This is a genomic window from Pseudomonas sp. IT-P258 (assembly GCF_949767825.1).
Taxonomy (GTDB): Bacteria; Pseudomonadota; Gammaproteobacteria; order Pseudomonadales; family Pseudomonadaceae; genus Aquipseudomonas; species Aquipseudomonas monachiensis.
Window position 1 is genome coordinate 48230 of record NZ_CATKPU010000098.1, and the last position, 18490, is coordinate 66719.

Here is an 18490-nt window from a genome sequence, read left to right on the forward strand (position 1 = left end):
CGTGAGACGTAAACTCTTGCTGCTGCTGGAAACCGGAGTGGTTCTGGCGGGGCTGCTGATGGGTGCTTCTGCCTGGAAGATTCATTCGGCGCTGGTACAGCCGCTGAACATTGCCCAGGAACAATTGCTGGATGTGCCCAAGGGCACCACGCCGACCCGCACCTTCTACCGACTCGAAGCCAATGGCGTCATCAAGGACGCATTCTGGCTGCGGGTGTATTGGCGCTTCAACCTGGCCAAACAACCTCTGCACAGCGGGGAATACCGCATTCAACCTGGCATGACCGTCGAAGGCCTGATCGATCTGTGGAAACGCGGGGAAATGGTTCAATACAGCCTGACCCTGGTCGAAGGCTGGAATTTCCGTCAGGTCCGCGCAGCGCTGGCCAAGGAAGAAAAACTTGATCATAGCCTCGACGGTTTGAGCGATAGCCAGGTCATGGACAAGCTCGGCCACACCGGGATTTTTCCGGAAGGGCGCTTCTTCCCTGACACTTATCGTTACGTAAGGGGCATGTCCGATGTCGAGGTGCTGAAAACCGCTTACGACCGCCTCGATGAAGTGCTCGCCAAGGAGTGGGAGAAGCGCGCTGCAGATACGCCGTACACCGAACCCTACCAGGCGCTGATCATGGCTTCGCTGGTGGAAAAGGAAACCGGTGTGCCACAGGAACGCGGACAGATTGCCGGCGTGTTTGTGCGCCGCATGGCGATAGGCATGCTGCTGCAGACCGATCCGACAGTGATCTACGGCCTCGGCGACCGCTACAGCGGCAAGCTGACCCGGGCTCACCTCAAGGAATCGACGCCCTATAACACCTACATGAATGCGGGCCTGCCGCCGACCCCGATTTCCATGGTCGGTCGCGAAGCCATCCATGCGGCACTCAATCCGGTGGAGGGCAACAGCCTTTACTTCGTGGCGCGTGGTGATGGCACTCACGTGTTCTCCGACGACCTGGATGCCCACAACAATGCCGTGAAGGAGTTCCAGATCAAGCGTCGCGCCGATTACCGCTCCAGCCCGGCACCCACTGCCACGCCAGAGACATCGCCGACCGATACTGAACAAAACGGTACGCAGGAGGCCAAGGCTTCGCAGGAACAAACACCGATTCCGGCCGCTTCACCGAATACGGCTCCCGAGGCGCTGCCGCAAGTGCCGGCGCAAGAACCTGCGCCAGCCCCCGAAACGCCCGAACTCGATGCCAACGCACCGAAAAGCTCGCAATGACTCTGACTAAGGACTGCCTGTGACCGGCTTGTTTATTACTCTGGAAGGCCCCGAAGGCGCCGGCAAGAGCACCAATCGCGAATACCTGGCCGAGCGCCTGCGCGCCGCCGGCATCGAGGTGGTGCTGACCCGCGAGCCGGGTGGTACGCCGTTGGCCGAGCGCATCCGTGACGTGCTGCTGGCTCCGGTCGATGAAGTCATGAACCCGGACACCGAGCTGCTGCTGGTGTTCGCCGCGCGTGCCCAGCACCTGGCCGAGGTGATTCGCCCGGCGCTGGCTCGCGGTGCCGTGGTCTTGTGTGATCGTTTCACCGATTCGACATACGCCTACCAGGGTGGCGGTCGGGGCTTGTCGCTGGAACGCATCGCGACCCTGGAAGCCTTCGTCCAGGGCGATCTGCGCCCGGACCTGACACTGATTTTCGATCTGCCTGTCGAGGTCGGCCTGGCCCGCGCCAGCGCTCGTGGTCGTCTGGATCGCTTCGAGCTTGAAGGCCGGACCTTTTTCGATGCCGTGCGCAGTGCCTTTCTCGAGCGCGCCAAGGCGGATCCGGCGCGTTATGTGCTGGTCGATGCTGCCCAGCCGTTGGCAAAGGTCCAGCAATCGCTGGATGCCTTGCTGCCGCGCCTGCTGGAGTTGAACCGTGGCTGAGGCCTACCCGTGGCAGGAAGCCCTCTGGCAGCAACTGGCCGGTCGCGCCCAGCATGCGCACGCCTACCTGCTGCATGGCCCGGCCGGGATCGGCAAGCGGGCACTGGCCGAGCGCTTGATGGCCAGCTTGCTGTGCCAGCGCCCGAACGCGCTGGAGGCCTGTGGCGAATGCAAATCATGCCTGTTGCTCAAGGCTGGCAGCCACCCGGATAATTACATCCTGGAGCCCGAAGAAGCCGACAAGGCGATCAAGGTCGACCAGGTTCGCGACCTGGTCGGTTTCGTGGTGCAGACCGCGCAGTTGGGCGGGCGCAAGGTGGTGCTGATCGAGCCGGTCGAGTCGATGAACATCAACGCCGCCAACGCCTTGCTCAAAAGCCTTGAAGAACCGTCCGGCGATACCGTCCTGTTGCTGGTCAGCCATCAGCCGAGCCGCTTGTTGCCAACCATCAAGAGTCGCTGCGTGCAGCAGGCCTGTCCGCTACCGGGCGAGGCCATGAGTTTGAAATGGCTGGCCCAGGCGCTGCCGGAGTGTTCCGAAGACGAGCGCGTCGAACTGCTCACGCTGGCCGCCGGTTCGCCGCTGGCGGCGGTCAACCTCCAGGGGCAGGGCGTGCGTGAACAGCGCGCGCACGTGGTGGAAGGGGTGAAAAAACTCCTCAAGCAACAGCAGTCGCCGACGCAACTGGCCGAAGAATGGAAAAACATTCCGATGTTGCGCCTGTTCGACTGGTTCTGCGATTGGTCGAGCCTGATCCTGCGCTATCAGTTGACCCAGGACGAAGCTGGCCTCGGCCTTGCCGACATGCGCAAGGTCGTGCAATACCTGGCGCAGAAAAGCGCCCAGGGCAAAGTCCTCGATATCCAGGACTGGATCCTCGCCCAGCGACAGAAAGTCCTGAGCAAGGCCAACCTCAATCCGGCCTTGCTGCTGGAGGCATTGCTGGTGCAATGGGCGTCGTTGCCTGCCCAGCGATGACCGTCTGCGCCTAAACTCTGAGTATCGGTACATCCGACCGTCCCACCCATTCGATACAAGTTGCAGCCCCTTATGCTCGTAGATTCCCATTGTCACCTTGATCGCCTCGACCTGACCGCCCACGACGGCTCCCTGGATGCTGCCCTTGATGCAGCCCGGCAGCGCGGGGTAGGGCACTTTCTGTGTATCGGTGTCAGCGCGGACAACGCGGCCGACGTCAAGGCCCTGGCCGAACGTTATAACGACGTCGACTGCTCGGTGGGCGTACACCCTCTGGATGTGCAGCCGGGTGCCGCGCCGGCGCTGGACTGGCTGTTGCGGGAGCTCAATCACCCGCGGGTGGTGGCGATTGGCGAAACCGGCCTGGACTATCACTACGAACCGGAAGCAGCAGAGTTGCAGCAGGAGTCCTTCCGACTGCATCTGCAAGCGGCGCAACAGACCGGCAAACCGGTGATCATCCACACCCGTGGCGCCCGCTCCGATACCCTGGACTTGCTGCGTGAAGCAGCGCTGCCCCAGGCGGGCGTATTGCATTGCTTTACCGAAGACTGGGAGATGGCGAAAGCCGCGCTGGACATGGGCTATTACATTTCCCTGTCCGGGATTGTCACTTTTCGCAATGCCGATGCGTTGCGCGATGTGGCCAGCAAGGTGCCGGCCGACCGATTGCTGGTGGAAACCGACTCGCCGTACCTGGCGCCGATTCCCTATCGCGGCAAGCCAAACCTGCCGCAGTACGTGCGTGAAGTTGCGGAATTTCTGGCAATGTTGCGTGGTGAGCCCTACGAGCGGTTTGCCGAGCAAACCACGGCGAATTTCAAGCGACTGTTCCCGCTGGCACACGTAAAAGGTTAAATCGCAGGCAAAAAAAACCCGGGTTCTGGGGGGTGAATCCGGGTTAAGACCATTAGGAGTAAAACAATGGCACGCGGTCCGTTGGTACCAATATCGGCGTGACACTTGGGGGAGATGCCCCGCCGACAGTTCAAGTATTGATCAGGATTGCGCCTCGTCCAGTTTAGCGGCACGGGTTTTTAAACAAATTTGGAATACGTGCGCTTCGGAAGAGTTCTCATCACCTTGTAAACGTACGCGGAATGACCAGAAAGCGCAGATATGGTCGGATGATCCGTGCATTTTTGCGCAAGTTAGGCATAATACGCGGCTTCGAATTTTGACCCCGACAGACCTTTTCTTATGCATAAAGAACCTCGTAAGGTCCGTGAATTCCGTCGCCGCGAGCAGGAAATTCTCGATACCGCGCTCAAGCTGTTCCTCGAACAAGGTGAAGACAGTGTCACCGTCGAGATGATTGCTGATGCCGTCGGTATCGGTAAAGGCACGATCTACAAGCACTTCAAATCCAAGGCGGAAATCTATCTGCGCCTGATGCTCGACTACGAGCGCGATTTGAACGCTCTGCTGCATTCGGCCGATGTCGACAAGGACAAGGAAGCCCTGTCCCGGGCCTACTTCGAATTCCGCATGCGCGATCCACAACGCTATCGCCTGTTCGACCGCCTCGAAGAGAAAGTGGTCAAGGGCAACCAGGTGCCGGAGATGATCGAGGAGTTGCACAAGATCCGTGCCTCGAACTTCGAACGCCTGACCCTGCTGATCAAGGGGCGGATCAGCGAAGGCAAGCTGGAAGACGTGCCGCCTTACTTCCACTACTGCGCGTCCTGGGCGCTGGTGCACGGTGCCGTCGCGCTGTATCACTCGCCGTTCTGGAGCAATGTGCTGGAAGATCAGGAAGGTTTCTTCCAGTTCCTGATGGACATCGGCGTGCGCATGGGCAACAAGCGCAAGCGTGACACCGACACTTCCGGCAGCTGAGCCATTCAGTTGCCTTATTGCGCCATGATTTCGCTACATGGCGCAGTACCGCAGGAATATACTCAGGTAGAGGACTTGCTAAAACTTGATTTCTGAGTCAAGTTTTAGTGGCCCGATATTCTTCCGCCGGAGTGACCATGATCGTTGACCGTCAAGGCAGGCGTTTTCGCAACTTGCGAATCAGTCTGACCTCAGCCTGCAATTACGCTTGTACCTACTGCGTGCCCAACGGCAAGCGGCTGGTGGCTGCGCAGGATGAATTGTCGGCCGAAGCCATGGCGCGCGGCGTGGCTTATCTGATTGAAGCAGCGGGCATCGAGCGTCTGCGCATTACCGGCGGCGAGCCGCTGGTCAGCCCGAAACTCGAAGCGTTCATGACGGCGGTCGGGCAGATGGGCCTGGAAGACATCAGCCTGACCACCAATGGCCAGTTGCTGGCGAAGAAACTGCCGCTGCTGGTGAACGCCGGCATTCGGCGCCTCAACGTTTCCCTCGATACCCTCGACGCCAGTGCGTTCCGCGGCATTGCCCGGGGCGGCGACCTGGCCACCGTGCTCGACGGCATGAACGAGGCCAGTGCGGCCGGCATGAAGATCAAGGTCAACATGGTGCCGCTGCGCGGACAAAACCTCGATCAAGTGATGCCGCTGCTCGACTATTGCCTGGAGCGCGGTTATGAACTGCGCTTTATCGAGTTGATGCGCATGGGCCATCTGGCCAACGACTCCAATGCCTTTTTGCAACAGTTCGTCAGCCTCCAGCAATTGCTGAGCCTGATCGGCGAGCGCTACGAATATCTGCAAGCCGACGCGCCCGTCGATGCGACAGCGGTGCGCTATGAAATTCCGGGGCGAGGCCATTTCGGCGTGATCGCCAACGAAAGTGTGCCGTTCTGCCGTACTTGCTCGCGCCTTCGTTTATCTTCCACCGGGTGGCTGCATGGCTGCCTGTCGTCGAGCAATCGCCATTACATCGGCGATCTGCTGGACAAGCCGCGCCATCAGGCGCTGCCGGCCTTGCAGCGGCTGCTGGTGAAAGCCTTGGGGGACAAGCAGGAAGTGGCGTTCTCCGGTGGTGCGACTGTCATGAAGATTATCGGCGGTTGATCCTTCGCAATCGCGAGCAAGCTCGCTCCCACAGGGGATCGCATATCATCTGTGGGAGCGAGCTTGCTCGCGATTCGGTCTGTCAGATGCTGATGTGAATGAGCTGGCGCAAAAGCTGCATCCTACGGCCATTCGCCGGTTTTCCGACACCGGCCTCTGGAGGATAGGATGCGTAGCCTGGTTTTGCTGCTGGCCGTTTTGGCACTTGGTGGCTGCATGAACGTCAGCGATATGGCCGAAGGGACTCGTTACCATATGAGCGATGCGGGGTTGCTCGACCACAGTGACAGCCGTCGTGTAAACAACCTGCGCATTCAGCCGGACTCGTTCGTCTACATCGCCCAGGGCGCTTTCATGCCGCCAGGCAGCGCCGTTTATCCGCGGCCCAACGTGATTGCCGAAGTCGCGTTCGATGGCTTCGTCGAATACTTCCCGATGGTCCGCCGTGCCCGCACGCCGGAAGGCCTCGACCAGGCCATGGGCGAGGCCCGTGCCGCCGGTGCGCACTATCTGCTTTACACCCGGTTTGCCCAGTCTGACGACCGTATCGGCAACTCGGACGAGTGGCTGGACCAGGAAGCCCTCGATCGTCTCGGTATCGACAGCGGTATGATTCAGATCATGTTGATCGAGACCAGCACCCAGTATTTGATTGATACTGCAACCATCAAGAGTCGTGGCGGTTTACTGACGTTCCACGATAAAAAACCCGAAGACCTGATGGGCCCGCCGCTGGAGCAATACGCGCGCAGCCTGCTGGGGCTCAGTGACCAGTAATCCCGAGGAGAACGCCATGAGTGGCCCGCAAAAAGCCAACGACCTGCTGGGGCAAATCCCCAAGACCAAAGGCTTGCCGCCGGTGCACCTGTGGAATCCCGATTTCTGCGGCGACATCGACATGCGCATCGCCCGGGACGGCACCTGGTATTACCTGGGCACGCCGATCGGGCGCAAGCCGATGGTCAAACTGTTCTCCACCATCATTCGCCGCGACGGCGATGATTATTTCCTGATCACTCCGGTGGAAAAGGTCGGCATCAAGGTCGACGATGCGCCGTTCGTGGCGATTGCAGTGGACGTGGAAGGCGAGGGCGAGGCGCAGCTGTTGCGCTTTACCACCAACGTCGATGAAACCACCGAGGCCGGCGCCGATCATCCGATGCGTGTGGTCATCGACCCGGTAACGCAAGAGCCGGCCCCTTACGTGCATGTGCGCAGCAATCTTGAAGCCTTGATCCATCGCAACGTGTTCTATCAATTGGTGGAGCTGGCGGTGAGTCGCGATATCGACGGCCAGCGCTGGCTCGGTGTATGGAGTGGCGGCGAGTTCTTCCCCATCGGGCTTGAGCCTTGAAAAGATCGCAGCCTGCGGCAGCTCCTACAGGGGAATGTGGACTCCTGTAGGAGCTGCCGCAGGCTGCGATCTTTTTTATTTGACATCCAATCGTATGATGATTAGCGTGAGCCTCCATCACGTACGGCTTTGAGGTGTCCATGTCCAGCAGCTTTCATGCATCGACGGTTGACTGGCTGGGCTGCTGGCTCGCCACGGGGCAGGTCAAGCCGGGTGAGTCACTCAAGGTCGAAGCCGACCTCGGCGAACAACTCGGCGTGAGCCGCACGGTCATCCGTGAAGCCATCAAGACCCTGGTTGCCAAAGGCATGCTCGAGGTCGGGCCGAAAGTCGGCACGCGGGTTTTGCCGGTGCGGCGCTGGAACCTCTTCGATCCACAAGTCGTCGGCTGGCTGTCGCGCAGCGGCTTGCCGGAAAACTTCGTCGACGATCTGCTCGACCTGCGCCGCACCATCGAACCGATGGCCGTGCGCTGGGCCTGCGAGCGCGCAACCGGCGAACAGGTGAACGCGATCCTGTTGGCCTGCAATGCGCTGGAACGGGCGGTGGACAGCGGCATCGATTACAACCGTGCCGACCAGTTCTTCCACGAGTGCATCCTCGCCGCCAGCCACAACCAATTCATCGAACAAATGGTTCCCGCCCTCGGTGCGTTGCTGGCGGTGGCCTTTGAAGTGTCCGCCGCCGACCCGGATGAACTGCGTCGCACCCTGCCGATTCACCGGGACCTAGCCGAGGCTATCGCGGCCCGGGATACCGCCCGGGGTGTCTGGGCCTGCATGACCCTGATCGACAACGCGGACTTGGCGATCAAGCGTTACTACCCGCAAGTCATGGCGGATAAAAAGGCCAGCTGACAACGAAAATCCCCACATAAAAACAAGAACAATGCAGGAGGTTTCATGGCGTGGACCGCGGTGACCGAACATCGGGCACAACTGGGCGAAGGCCCGTTCTGGGATGCCCCCACCCAAGCCCTGTACTGGGTGGATATCGCCGGCAGACAGGCGCTGCGATTGATCGGTGCCAACGTGCAGATATGGCAGATGCCGGAGCACGTGTCGGCGTTCATTCCCTGTGAGAGCGGCGACGCCCTGGTGACATTGAGCAGCGGCGTGTATCGCCTCGATCTCGATTCACCCGGCCTGGCGCCGCGCCTGACATTGTTTTGCGTGGCCGATCCGCAACCGGGCAATCGCCCCAACGAAGCCCGCTGCGACGCCCAGGGCCGGCTCTGGCTCGGCACCATGCAAAACAACATCGGCGTAAACGGCGAAGACCTGCCCATCGTCCGTCGTTCCGGTGGGTTGTTCCGCATCGATCGCGACGGGCGGGTTGCACCGTTGCTGCGCAATCTGGGCATTCCCAACACGCTGCTGTGGAGCGATGACGCCACCAGCGTGTATTTCGGCGACAGCCTCGACGGCACCTTGTATCGACATTTCATCCGTACCGACGGTGCCCTCGATGCGCCGCAGGTCTGGTTTGGTCCGCACGGGCGTGGCGGCCCGGACGGTTCGGCGATAGATGCCGAAGGTTTTATCTGGAATGCCCGTTGGGACGGCAGCTGCCTGCTCAGGTTGAGCCCGGACGGCAAGGTCGATCGAATCATCGAGCTGCCGGTCAGTCGCCCCACCAGCTGTGTGTTTGGCGGTGCAGACCTGAAAACCCTGTACATCACCAGCGCGGCGAGTCCGCTGGGCCATCCGTTGGACGGGGCGGTGTTGTCGATCCCGGTAGATGTGCCCGGGAAGCACTGTACGCGCTTCGCTGGGTAAATCCCAAAATATGGGATGTAAATATATATATTGAGATTTTCTGCGTGCCGGGTTTATAGTCGGCCCCACCAGTTACATGCACTCACACTTAAAAAAACAAAACAGGTGAAGTGATGCAGCGAAGTTTCCCCGTGTTCCCTTGCGGAGCCAGTGCCTCAGGGCGTTTCCGAGCTGAAACGTTTTCGCACTCACCTGTTTCCTACCCAGCGCCTTTTGACCGGACATCGACAGATGCCCGGTTTTCGTCGTGTCTTCGAACAGGAGTCTTGATCCATGGCTGAACCACTGTCATTGCCACCAGTGCCCGAACCGCCCAAGGGCGAACGCCTGAAAGGCAAGGTCGTATTGCTGACCGGTGCCGCCCAGGGGATTGGCGAAGCGATTGTGGCGACCTTCGCGTCCCAGCAGGCCAGGCTGATCATCAGCGACATTCAGGCCGAGAAAGTCGAGAAGGTCGCGGCGCACTGGCGGGACCAGGGCGCCGATGTGGTGGCAATAAAAGCTGATGTGTCGCGTCAGCAGGATCTGCACGCCATGGCCCGGTTGGCGATCGACCTGCACGGCCGGATCGACGTGCTGGTCAACTGCGCCGGGGTCAACGTGTTTCGCGATCCGCTGGAAATGACCGAAGAAGACTGGCGTCGTTGCTTCGCCATCGACCTCGATGGCGCCTGGTACGGTTGCAAGGCAGTGCTGCCGCAGATGATCGAGCAGGGCATCGGCAGCATCATCAATATCGCATCCACCCATTCCACCCACATCATTCCGGGGTGCTTCCCGTACCCGGTGGCCAAGCATGGCCTGCTCGGCCTGACCCGTGCGCTGGGCATCGAATATGCGCCCAAGGGTGTGCGCGTCAACGCGATCGCGCCGGGCTACATCGAAACCCAGTTGAACGTCGATTACTGGAACGGTTTTGCCGACCCCCACGCCGAACGCCAGCGCGCGTTCGACTTGCACCCGCCGCGCCGCATCGGGCAGCCGATCGAAGTGGCAATGACCGCCGTGTTCCTGGCCAGTGATGAAGCACCGTTCATCAATGCCTCGTGCATCACCGTCGATGGTGGTCGCTCGGTGATGTACCACGACTGAGCGATCGGGCTTTCAGCCGCCTTGGTACGTCTGAAATCCAATCATCATACGATATGACTATTGGCGGTATGTTTTTACTGCCCGCTGGTTAACAAAGAACGCTTTCAAAGAACGCTCAAGAAAAATAACAAGGAGTCAGCTTATGAATCGTCGTCATGCTATCCGTTCCCTCTGCTGTGCCGCGTTGGCGGTCTCGGCGTTCAGCCTGAGCAGCACGCTGCTGGCAGCCGAAGAAGTGAAGATCGGTTTCCTGGTCAAGCAGGCGGAAGAACCCTGGTTCCAGACCGAGTGGGCCTTTGCCGAAAAGGCCGGGAAAGAGAAGGGCTTCACCCTGATCAAGATCGCCGTGCCGGACGGCGAGAAAACCCTTTCGGCCATCGACAGCCTCGCGGCCAACGGCGCCAAGGGGTTCGTGATCTGCCCGCCGGACGTGTCCCTGGGACCTGCGATCATGGCCAAGGCCAGGCTCAACGGGTTGAAAGTGATCGCCGTCGATGACCGTTTCGTCGATGCCGGCGGCAAGTTCATGGAAGACGTGCCGTACCTCGGCATGGCTGCCTTCGAAGTCGGCCAGAAACAAGGCAGTGCCATGGCGACCGAAGCGAAGAAGCGCGGCTGGGACTGGAAAGACACCTATGCGGTGATCAACACCTACAACGAACTCGACACCGGCAAGAAGCGCACCGACGGTTCGGTCAAAGCGCTGGAAGATGCCGGTATGCCGAAAGACCACATCCTGTTCGCGGCCCTCAAGACCCTCGACGTGCCGGGCAGCATGGACGCCACCAACTCGGCCCTGGTGAAACTGCCGGGGGCGGCGAAGAACCTGATCATCGGCGGCATGAATGACAACACCGTCCTGGGCGGTGTGCGCGCCACCGAGAGCGCCGGTTTTGCCGCGGCCAACGTGATCGGCATCGGCATCAACGGTACCGACGCCATCGGCGAGCTGAAGAAACCCGACAGCGGCTTCTACGGTTCGATGCTGCCGAGCCCGCACATCGAGGGCTACAACACCGCCAGCATGATGTACGAGTGGGTCACCACTGGCAAAGAACCGGCGAAGTACACCGCCATGGATGACGTGACGCTGATCACCCGCGACAACTTCAAGCAGGAACTGGAAAAGATCGGCCTATGGAACTGACAGCCGTTTGATTTCAGCGGTGGCCCCGGCGGCGGGGCTGCCTGATCGGTGTGAAGAGGTGGTTATGCACGCGCAAACAATCCAACAGGAACACAGCCTTACCGGCAGCTTGCGCTTCAACGGGATCGGCAAGACCTTTCCCGGGGTGAAGGCGCTGGACAACATCAGCTTCGTCGCCCATCCGGGGCAGGTTCATGCCTTGATGGGCGAGAACGGCGCCGGCAAGTCGACACTGCTGAAAATCCTTGGCGGGGCCTACACGCCTTGCAGCGGTGCCTTGCAGATCGGCGAGCGGACGATGGACTTCAAGTCCACCGCCGACAGCATCGGCAGTGGCGTCGCGGTGATCCACCAGGAGCTGCATCTGGTGCCGGAAATGACCGTGGCCGAGAACCTGTTTCTCGGGCATCTGCCCGCCAGTTTCGGCCTGATCAATCGCAGTACCCTGCGCCAGCAGGCACTGGCCTGTCTCAAAGGCCTGGCCGATGAAATCGACCCCCAAGAGAAAGTCGGACGCCTGTCTCTCGGCCAGCGGCAACTGGTGGAAATCGCCAAGGCGTTGTCCCGTGGCGCCCACGTGATTGCCTTCGACGAACCCACCAGCAGCCTTTCGGCACGGGAGATCGACCGCTTGATGGCGATCATCGGCCGGCTGCGGGACGAGGGCAAAGTGGTGCTCTACGTATCCCACCGCATGGAAGAAGTGTTCCGCATCTGCAACGCGGTGACGGTGTTCAAGGACGGGCGTTACGTGCGCACCTTCGACGACATGAACCAGCTGACCCACGATCAACTGGTCACCTGCATGGTCGGGCGCGACATCCAGGACATCTACGATTACCGCCCACGCCAGCGCGGCGCGGTGGCTCTCAAGGTCGATGGCCTGCTCGGGCCGGGGTTGCGCGAACCGGTGAGTTTTGAGGTGCACAAAGGTGAAATCCTCGGGCTGTTCGGGCTGGTCGGTGCTGGACGCACCGAGCTGTTGCGCCTGCTCAGCGGCCTGGCGCGCAACAGCGCCGGACAGCTGAAACTTCGAGGCCATGAACTGAAGCTGCGTTCACCCCGGGACGCGATTGCCGCCGGGATCCTGTTGTGTCCCGAGGACCGCAAGAAGGAAGGCATCCTGCCGCTGGCCAGCGTCGCCGAGAACATCAACATCAGTGCCCGCAGTGCTCACTCCACCTTCGGTTGCCTGTTGCGCGGCCTGTGGGAGAAGGACAACGCCAAGCAGCAGATCAGGGCGCTGAAAGTGAAGACGCCCAACCCGGCGCAGAAAATCATGTACCTGTCCGGTGGCAATCAGCAGAAGGCCATTCTCGGCCGCTGGCTGTCGATGCCGATGAAGGTGCTGCTGCTCGACGAACCCACTCGCGGCATCGACATCGGTGCCAAGGCCGAGATCTACCAGATCATCCATAACCTGGCCGCCGAGGGGATCGCGGTGATTGTGGTGTCCAGCGACTTGATGGAAGTCATGGGCATTTCCGACCGCATCCTGGTGCTGTGCGAAGGCGCCCTGCGTGGCGAGCTGAGCCGCGAACAGGCCAACGAATCCAACCTGCTGCAACTGGCTTTGCCGCGCCAACGCGCCGACGGCGTGGCGAACTGAGAGGTGACTATGATGACAACCCAAAACAACACCCTGCCGACTACACGCAAACCGCTGGACCTGCGGCGTTTCCTCGATGACTGGGTGATGCTGCTGGCGGCGGTCGGCATCTTTGTCGCCTGCACCTTGCTGATCGACAACTTCCTTTCACCGCTGAACATGCGCGGCCTGGGCCTGGCGATTTCCACCACCGGGATTGCTGCGTGCACCATGTTGTATTGTCTGGCGTCCGGGCATTTCGACTTGTCGGTGGGCTCGGTGATTGCCTGCGCCGGGGTGGTTGCGGCGGTGGTGATGCGCGATACCAACAGTGTGTTTCTCGGTGTCTGTGCGGCGCTGGTGATGGGCCTGATCGTCGGGCTGATCAACGGGATAGTGATCGCCAAGCTGCGGGTCAACGCGCTGATCACCACGCTGGCGACCATGCAGATCGTGCGTGGCCTGGCCTACATCTTTGCCAACGGCAAAGCGGTGGGGGTGTCCCAGGAATCGTTTTTCGTGTTCGGTAACGGCCAGATGTTTGGCGTGCCGGTACCGATCCTGATCACTATCGTCTGCTTTCTGTTCTTCGGCTGGCTGCTGAACTACACCACCTACGGGCGCAATACCATGGCTATTGGCGGCAATCAGGAAGCGGCGCTGCTGGCCGGTGTGAATGTCGACCGGACCAAGATCATCATCTTCGCCGTGCACGGTGTGATCGGCGCGTTGGCCGGGGTGATCCTGGCGTCGCGCATGACCTCCGGCCAGCCAATGATCGGCCAGGGTTTCGAGCTGACGGTGATCTCGGCCTGCGTGCTGGGCGGGGTGTCGTTGAGTGGCGGGATCGGCATGATCCGGCACGTGATCGCCGGGGTGTTGATTCTGGCGATCATCGAAAATGCGATGAACCTGAAGAACATCGATACGTTTTATCAGTATGTGATCCGGGGTTCGATTTTGTTGTTGGCGGTGGTCATTGATCGACTGAAACAGCGCTGACCACCGAAGTCTGAAGGTACAGATGATCTCCTGTGGGAGCGGCGGTGCGACGATTCGACTTGCTCGCGAAAGCGATCTGTCGGTCACATCGATGTTGGATGTGCTGACGTCTTCGCGAGCAAGCCCGCTCCCACATTGGACCATGTACAAAACAGTTGGCCTTAACCCGCCTTGCGCAACGCCTCGATCAACTCCTGCTTGCGCATCCCCGATCTTCCCGGAATACCCTTGGCCCGGGCTTCCTTCCTCAAGCTATCGACCGTCTGGGTCTCTCTGGAGGCCCTGCTGCCACGCGAGTGTCCCTCACGAGTGGCCACCGCCCGACGCGCCGACTCCTTGCGATCGGCCGATTTTGCACTGGCCGGCTTCTTGCGTCCCGAACCGCCGGCCCGCTCGCCGCCGCCGGACTGCTTGTTGACTGTCGCCCAGGCGCGGGCTTCTGCTTCGTCTTTTGAGACGCCTTTGTTTTCGTAACTGTCTTCGATGTGTTGCGCCTTGCGTTTTTGCTCGGCGGTGTATTTGGTTTTGCTTCCACGAGGCATGGGATTTCTCCTGGCTTCATTACTGGCTCATGTTGCTTTCCTCGTCCTCGGTGGTGCTTGAACCGAGGCCACCACTGCCGGGTGTTTTTTTCTCCGGCAGGTTCGGCCCGCCCTTACGTCCCGCGTCATTGCCTTGAATCCGCGGGTCGGTGCCGGTGGCGGGCGGCAGGTTATGGTCGATCGTCGTGCCATCGGTGTTCATGCCGGGGGCACTCTGGATGGCGGGAGCCCTGGGTTTTTCCACCGGATTGGTCGGGCCGGTGCTCGAGCCGATGGTCCCGGCGAAGGAGGCTGCGGACAAAAGCGCAGTGAGAACGAGGGCGGTCAACCTGGACAGGGTCATGGCGGTGTCTCCAACGAGTAGAGTCCTTACCTGATTAGTCCGCCCTCGATCCGGATGGGTGCATTGTCAGCGACGAACGGCTCAAGCCTGTTCCAGTGCCCTGACTGCTGTGGCCCTGCGCCAGATCAATCGGCCCACGGTGATCAGCCAGTTGAGCGAGGCAACCGCCAACACCGTGAGCAACAGCGTGGGCATGCCTTGTTCAACGATGATTTTCCCGGCCAGCAATGGAAAACCGAACACGCCGATGAAGTACGACAGGCTGAACAGCAGCAGGGATTGCGCGGTGCTGCCGTTCGGCGCTTCATTGGCGGCCAGGCCGTTGATCACCGAGTAGGTCAGGCCATAACCGATCCCGAGCATCACCGCCGCGAGCACATAGCTGAAGCTGCTGTCGACGACAAAACCGAACATCACGATCGATGCCAGCATCAACCCCGAAAGTACGCATGACGCACGGAACGGATCGCGCTTGACCACGAACCCGGCAACCAGCATGCGGCCGCTGATCGCCGCGCTCATGAAGCCGAGGAAGAACAGCGAATAGTCGAGTGAGTGCGCCGCCGCGTAACTGGTTTGAAAGCTCGACAGACCACCGAACACACAACCGCCGAGGCCAACCATGATGATCGGGAAAACGGCCCTGGACGACAGCACCTGAGTCGCTGCACGCCAGGAAATCCGCGACACGCTGCCAGATTGCGCGGGCGTCTGTTTCAGTTGTCGATCCAGGCGCCAGAACAGCAAAACGCCGATCAGGCTGGCCAGCGCCGCCAGGTAAAACGCCGCCGTCACCGGATAACCGAGCGCACTCGCCGCGCGGCCGAGCAAAGGGCCGCTGCCGATTCCGGTCATCATGCTGCCCGACAACAGGGCGAAGTATTTGGCGCGCTGCGCGGGAGTCACAAGACTCGCGACGATGATCGGCCCCAGGGTGTAGAACACGCCCCAGCCCAGGCCCAGCAGCAGTCCGAAAAACAACAGCAGGTGACCGAAGCCCGGGGTCAGGGCGAAGCCCAGGCTGGCTGCTACCAGCAACACACCGAACAACGCCACCGATCGGGCGGCGCCGAGCAAGTCGGACAAATGACCGGAAACAATCACCGCCGCAAAGGTGCTGAGCATCGCCGCCGAAATCACACTGCCGGCGTCGTGTTCGTTACCGCCGCGCGAACCAATCAACAACGACAGCAAAAATGTCGAACCGTAGGACAACGACAACAGGTAACTGGCGAGGCAGAACAGGCCGAACAGCTTGCTTGAAACTGGGGGTATTGCGGTAGGCATGACGCGGTTCCTTGACCGGCTGAATGAGCAGCGCGGCTATCTAACCACGCAGTGCCCAAATGTTAGGTCCGAGGTTATCGATTCCAGGGTTAGTGTTGGCCGGAGTAATGAGCGCATTTGTGGCCAGTGAGCAAGCTCTCTCGCCACACGTCACGCGCCGACTTAGTATGGCGTTTTCCACTTTTGACAAGGCACGTCCATGACGATCGAAATCCGCCCGGCGACCCCCAGTGACGCACCGCAAATCCTCGCGTTCATCACTGAACTGGCCGACTACGAACGTGCCCGCCATGAAGTCATCGCCAGCGTTGCCGATATCGAGCGCAGCCTGTTCAGCGAAGGTGCCACCGCCCATGGCCTGATTTGCCTGCGCGACGGTGCCCCCATCGGTTTCGCGGTGTTCTTCTTCAGCTATTCCACCTGGCTTGGCAGCAACTGCCTGTACCTCGAAGACCTTTACATCACCCCGGAACAGCGCGGCGGCGGTGCGGGCAAGACCCTGCTGCGGCAACTGGCGAAAATCGCCTGCGCCAACGACTGTGGCCGTTTCGAGTGGAGCGTGCTGGAGTGGAATACACCGGCCATCGATTTCTACAAATCCCTGGGGGCGCAGCCGCAGGAGGAGTGGGTGCGCTATCGGATGGATGGGGCGGTGTTGCGGGATTTTGCTTCGGGTAACTGAAACTTCTTAAAAGATCGCAGCCTTCGGCAGCTCCTACGGATCGATGTACACCGCCAAACCGCGGCGGACGATCCCGTGTAGGAGCTGTCGAAGGCTGCGATCTTTTTTTGTCGCGTCTCACAATATGGGATTGATATTTATATATTGAGATTTGTCCCGTCTCAGGTTTATAGTCCCGCTCACTCACTGCCAAAAACCAAAACAGGTGAAGCGATGCAGGCGCAATTGATCGCGCTCGACTGGGGGACAACCTCATTACGTGCTTACAAACTGGCTGAAGGCGGCCAAGTGCTCGAACAGCGTTCGCTGTCGTCGGGGATCATGCAGCTGCCGAAAGCGCCGCGAATCATTGGCGGCCGGGAATGCGCCGATGGTTTCGAACTGGCCTTCGATGAGGCTTGCGGCGACTGGCTCGATGCCCAACCGGATTTGCCGGTGATTGCCTGCGGCATGGTCGGCAGCGCGCAGGGTTGGCGCGAAACGGCCTACCGCGACACGCCGGCGAATGTCGCCACGCTCGGTACTGCCTTGCAAACCGTGCACAGCCTGCGCGGCGTCGATGTGCACATCGTGCCCGGCGTCATCGAGCGTTCGCCTTTGCCGAATGTGATGCGCGGCGAAGAAACCCAGGTGCTCGGCGTGCTGCAAAACCTGACGAGCGAGGCGGGCGCTGATCTGCTGATCGGCCTGCCGGGCAGCCACTCGAAATGGGTGGAAGTGGCCGACGGCTGCATCATGCACTTCGACACTTTCATGACCGGCGAAGTCTTCGCTGTGCTCAGTCAACACAGCATTCTCGGACGCACCCAGCAAAGTGGCGGGTCTTTCGATGGCGATGCGTTTGATCGCGGCGTGCGGGTCGCGTTGTCGGCGGACGGTGACATCGGTCCGCTGTCGACCCTGTTCAGCGCCCGCAGTCTCGGGCTGACCGGCGAGTTGAGCGCCACCGCCCAGGCGGACTATCTGTCCGGCCTGCTGATCGGCCACGAGCTGGTGGCGCTGGCCAACGTGCAACGGCGCCGGCGCAACAGCGTGCATCTGCCTTCGATCATCCTCATCGGCAACACCCAACTCTGTGCCCGCTACAGCCGTGCGCTCGACGCCTGCGGTTTTGCCCGGGTGATCCTGGCCGAACAGGCCACCGAACGCGGGTTGTGGCAACTGGCGCTGGCTGCCGGCCTGGTCACGTGCACCGCATCCCGTTAAACCTGACTGGAGTCCTGACATGCTCAAACAAGCCCTGACGCAAAACGGCCTGATCGCGATCCTGCGTGGCCTGCGTCCGCAGGAAGCGGCGGACATCGGCGAAGTGCTGTACGCCGCCGGATTTCGCGTCATCGAAGTGCCGCTCAATTCCCCTGAGCCCTACGAAAGTATCCGCATCCTGCGCAGTACCTTGCCCGCCGATTGCCTGATCGGTGCCGGTACGGTGTTGACCCCGGAGCAGGTCGAACAAGTGAAAGCCGCGGGCGGCCAGGTGATCGTCATGCCCCATAGCGATCCGAAAGTTTTACGCGCGGCGAAAGCGGCAGGGCTGTACCTGTCGCCGGGAGTCGCCACACCGACTGAAGCCTTCGCGGCACTGGCTGAAGGCGCCGATGTGCTGAAACTGTTTCCGGCCGAGCAGATGGGCCCGGCAGTCGTCAAAGCCTGGCTCGCGGTGTTGCCGGCCGGAACCCTTCTGGCGCCAGTCGGCGGGATCACGCCGGACAACATGCAGTCGTTCATCGACGCCGGCGTCAAAGGTTTCGGCCTCGGCTCCGGCCTGTTCAAACCGGGCATGACGCCAGCGCAAGTAGCGGCCAATGCCGAGGCCTACGTCGCTGCCTGGAAAGCCCTTCGCTAAGACTTCTTTGAGCGCCGAG

Annotated in this window: 20 protein-coding genes; 17 read left to right on the forward strand and 3 right to left on the reverse strand. The window is 60.7% G+C overall.

Annotation, left to right across the window (positions count from 1 at the left end):
* Position 1 precedes the first annotated feature (1 nt).
* From mltG to araH, 14 genes are all read left to right on the forward strand, one after another.
* Entirely contained in the window at positions 2-1234 is a 1233-nt protein-coding gene (gene mltG / locus ACM6G4_RS26235; protein WP_414914916.1) for an endolytic transglycosylase MltG, read from the forward strand.
* A 19-nt stretch (positions 1235-1253) separates the two neighbouring features.
* Positions 1254-1886 (forward strand): dTMP kinase, encoded by a 633-nt coding sequence (tmk, locus tag ACM6G4_RS26240; RefSeq protein ID WP_056727216.1) that lies wholly within the window; start codon positions 1254-1256, stop codon positions 1884-1886.
* A complete protein-coding gene (locus ACM6G4_RS26245; RefSeq protein ID WP_223541067.1) occupies positions 1879-2865 on the forward strand; it encodes a DNA polymerase III subunit delta' in 987 nt (328 codons plus the stop codon). The genes tmk and ACM6G4_RS26245 overlap by 8 nt, the downstream gene beginning before the upstream one ends.
* A 72-nt stretch (positions 2866-2937) precedes the next feature.
* Positions 2938-3723: a TatD family hydrolase gene (locus ACM6G4_RS26250; RefSeq protein WP_414914917.1), complete on the forward strand. Its 786-nt coding sequence runs from the start codon at positions 2938-2940 to the stop codon at positions 3721-3723.
* 342 nt (positions 3724-4065) lie between these two features.
* Positions 4066-4704 (forward strand): TetR/AcrR family transcriptional regulator, encoded by a 639-nt coding sequence (locus ACM6G4_RS26255; protein WP_007977040.1) that lies wholly within the window; start codon positions 4066-4068, stop codon positions 4702-4704.
* A 137-nt stretch (positions 4705-4841) separates the two neighbouring features.
* Positions 4842-5810, forward strand: coding sequence for a GTP 3',8-cyclase MoaA (locus ACM6G4_RS26260; RefSeq protein ID WP_414914918.1), 969 nt, complete (start codon positions 4842-4844; stop codon positions 5808-5810).
* Between the two features lie 168 nt (positions 5811-5978).
* Positions 5979-6587, forward strand: a complete 609-nt coding sequence (locus tag ACM6G4_RS26265) for a DUF4823 domain-containing protein (RefSeq protein WP_409078926.1) — start codon at positions 5979-5981, stop codon at positions 6585-6587.
* A 16-nt stretch (positions 6588-6603) separates the two neighbouring features.
* Positions 6604-7164, forward strand: a complete 561-nt coding sequence (locus ACM6G4_RS26270) for a DUF1285 domain-containing protein (protein ID WP_414914919.1) — start codon at positions 6604-6606, stop codon at positions 7162-7164.
* A gap of 140 nt (positions 7165-7304) precedes the next feature.
* Positions 7305-8021: a FadR/GntR family transcriptional regulator gene (locus ACM6G4_RS26275; protein WP_056727210.1), complete on the forward strand. Its 717-nt coding sequence runs from the start codon at positions 7305-7307 to the stop codon at positions 8019-8021.
* A gap of 45 nt (positions 8022-8066) precedes the next feature.
* Positions 8067-8942 (forward strand): SMP-30/gluconolactonase/LRE family protein, encoded by an 876-nt coding sequence (locus ACM6G4_RS26280; protein WP_414914920.1) that lies wholly within the window; start codon positions 8067-8069, stop codon positions 8940-8942.
* Positions 8943-9215: 273 nt separating this feature from the next.
* Entirely contained in the window at positions 9216-10034 is an 819-nt protein-coding gene (locus ACM6G4_RS26285) for an SDR family oxidoreductase (protein WP_056727208.1), read from the forward strand.
* Between the two features lie 142 nt (positions 10035-10176).
* On the forward strand, positions 10177-11181 hold the full coding sequence (locus ACM6G4_RS26290; RefSeq protein ID WP_414914921.1) for a substrate-binding domain-containing protein: 1005 nt from the start codon (positions 10177-10179) through the stop codon (positions 11179-11181).
* 64 nt (positions 11182-11245) lie between these two features.
* Positions 11246-12790, forward strand: coding sequence for an L-arabinose ABC transporter ATP-binding protein AraG (araG, locus tag ACM6G4_RS26295; RefSeq protein WP_414914922.1), 1545 nt, complete (start codon positions 11246-11248; stop codon positions 12788-12790).
* A 12-nt stretch (positions 12791-12802) separates the two neighbouring features.
* A complete protein-coding gene (gene araH / locus ACM6G4_RS26300; RefSeq protein WP_056727447.1) occupies positions 12803-13771 on the forward strand; it encodes an L-arabinose ABC transporter permease AraH in 969 nt (322 codons plus the stop codon).
* 161 nt (positions 13772-13932) lie between these two features.
* On the opposite strand, the gene ACM6G4_RS26305 is transcribed toward araH, so the two are convergent.
* From ACM6G4_RS26305 to ACM6G4_RS26315, 3 genes are all read right to left on the reverse strand, one after another.
* The gene (locus tag ACM6G4_RS26305; RefSeq protein WP_056727205.1) at positions 13933-14313 is read right to left on the reverse strand and encodes a Rho termination factor N-terminal domain-containing protein; all 381 of its coding nucleotides are present in this window, start codon (positions 14311-14313) and stop codon (positions 13933-13935) included.
* Positions 14314-14332: 19 nt separating this feature from the next.
* Positions 14333-14656 (reverse strand): hypothetical protein, encoded by a 324-nt coding sequence (locus tag ACM6G4_RS26310; protein ID WP_056727204.1) that lies wholly within the window; start codon positions 14654-14656, stop codon positions 14333-14335.
* A gap of 81 nt (positions 14657-14737) precedes the next feature.
* Complete coding sequence (locus ACM6G4_RS26315; protein ID WP_414914923.1) at positions 14738-15943, reverse strand: MFS transporter; 1206 nt, start codon at positions 15941-15943, stop codon at positions 14738-14740.
* A 199-nt stretch (positions 15944-16142) separates the two neighbouring features.
* Here ACM6G4_RS26315 and ACM6G4_RS26320 point away from each other — a divergent pair, with 199 nt between their 5' ends.
* The 3 genes from ACM6G4_RS26320 to ACM6G4_RS26330 all read left to right on the forward strand — a co-directional run bounded on the left by ACM6G4_RS26320 (position 16143) and on the right by ACM6G4_RS26330 (position 18471).
* Positions 16143-16625, forward strand: coding sequence for a GNAT family N-acetyltransferase (locus tag ACM6G4_RS26320; protein WP_056727202.1), 483 nt, complete (start codon positions 16143-16145; stop codon positions 16623-16625).
* Positions 16626-16838: 213 nt separating this feature from the next.
* Positions 16839-17831 (forward strand): 2-dehydro-3-deoxygalactonokinase, encoded by a 993-nt coding sequence (locus tag ACM6G4_RS26325; RefSeq protein ID WP_414914924.1) that lies wholly within the window; start codon positions 16839-16841, stop codon positions 17829-17831.
* Between the two features lie 19 nt (positions 17832-17850).
* The gene (locus ACM6G4_RS26330; protein WP_414914925.1) at positions 17851-18471 is read left to right on the forward strand and encodes a 2-dehydro-3-deoxy-6-phosphogalactonate aldolase; all 621 of its coding nucleotides are present in this window, start codon (positions 17851-17853) and stop codon (positions 18469-18471) included.
* Positions 18472-18490: the final 19 nt, after the last annotated feature.

Bases quoted from the DNA above. Each gene is read 5' to 3' on its own strand.
- ACM6G4_RS26250 (WP_414914917.1), top strand. From the start codon at position 2,938: ATGCTCGTAGATTCCCATTGTCACCTTGATCGCCTCGACCTGACCGCC.
- ACM6G4_RS26255 (WP_007977040.1), top strand. From the start codon at position 4,066: ATGCATAAAGAACCTCGTAAGGTCCGTGAATTCCGTCGCCGCGAGCAG.
- ACM6G4_RS26260 (WP_414914918.1), top strand. From the start codon at position 4,842: ATGATCGTTGACCGTCAAGGCAGGCGTTTTCGCAACTTGCGAATCAGT.
- ACM6G4_RS26265 (WP_409078926.1), top strand. From the start codon at position 5,979: ATGCGTAGCCTGGTTTTGCTGCTGGCCGTTTTGGCACTTGGTGGCTGC.
- ACM6G4_RS26270 (WP_414914919.1), top strand. From the start codon at position 6,604: ATGAGTGGCCCGCAAAAAGCCAACGACCTGCTGGGGCAAATCCCCAAG.
- ACM6G4_RS26275 (WP_056727210.1), top strand. From the start codon at position 7,305: ATGTCCAGCAGCTTTCATGCATCGACGGTTGACTGGCTGGGCTGCTGG.
- ACM6G4_RS26280 (WP_414914920.1), top strand. From the start codon at position 8,067: ATGGCGTGGACCGCGGTGACCGAACATCGGGCACAACTGGGCGAAGGC.
- ACM6G4_RS26285 (WP_056727208.1), top strand. From the start codon at position 9,216: ATGGCTGAACCACTGTCATTGCCACCAGTGCCCGAACCGCCCAAGGGC.
- ACM6G4_RS26290 (WP_414914921.1), top strand. From the start codon at position 10,177: ATGAATCGTCGTCATGCTATCCGTTCCCTCTGCTGTGCCGCGTTGGCG.
- araG (WP_414914922.1), top strand. From the start codon at position 11,246: ATGCACGCGCAAACAATCCAACAGGAACACAGCCTTACCGGCAGCTTG.
- araH (WP_056727447.1), top strand. From the start codon at position 12,803: ATGACAACCCAAAACAACACCCTGCCGACTACACGCAAACCGCTGGAC.
- ACM6G4_RS26305 (WP_056727205.1), bottom strand. From the start codon at position 14,313: ATGCCTCGTGGAAGCAAAACCAAATACACCGCCGAGCAAAAACGCAAG.
- ACM6G4_RS26310 (WP_056727204.1), bottom strand. From the start codon at position 14,656: ATGACCCTGTCCAGGTTGACCGCCCTCGTTCTCACTGCGCTTTTGTCC.
- ACM6G4_RS26315 (WP_414914923.1), bottom strand. From the start codon at position 15,943: ATGCCTACCGCAATACCCCCAGTTTCAAGCAAGCTGTTCGGCCTGTTC.
- ACM6G4_RS26320 (WP_056727202.1), top strand. From the start codon at position 16,143: ATGACGATCGAAATCCGCCCGGCGACCCCCAGTGACGCACCGCAAATC.
- ACM6G4_RS26325 (WP_414914924.1), top strand. From the start codon at position 16,839: ATGCAGGCGCAATTGATCGCGCTCGACTGGGGGACAACCTCATTACGT.
- ACM6G4_RS26330 (WP_414914925.1), top strand. From the start codon at position 17,851: ATGCTCAAACAAGCCCTGACGCAAAACGGCCTGATCGCGATCCTGCGT.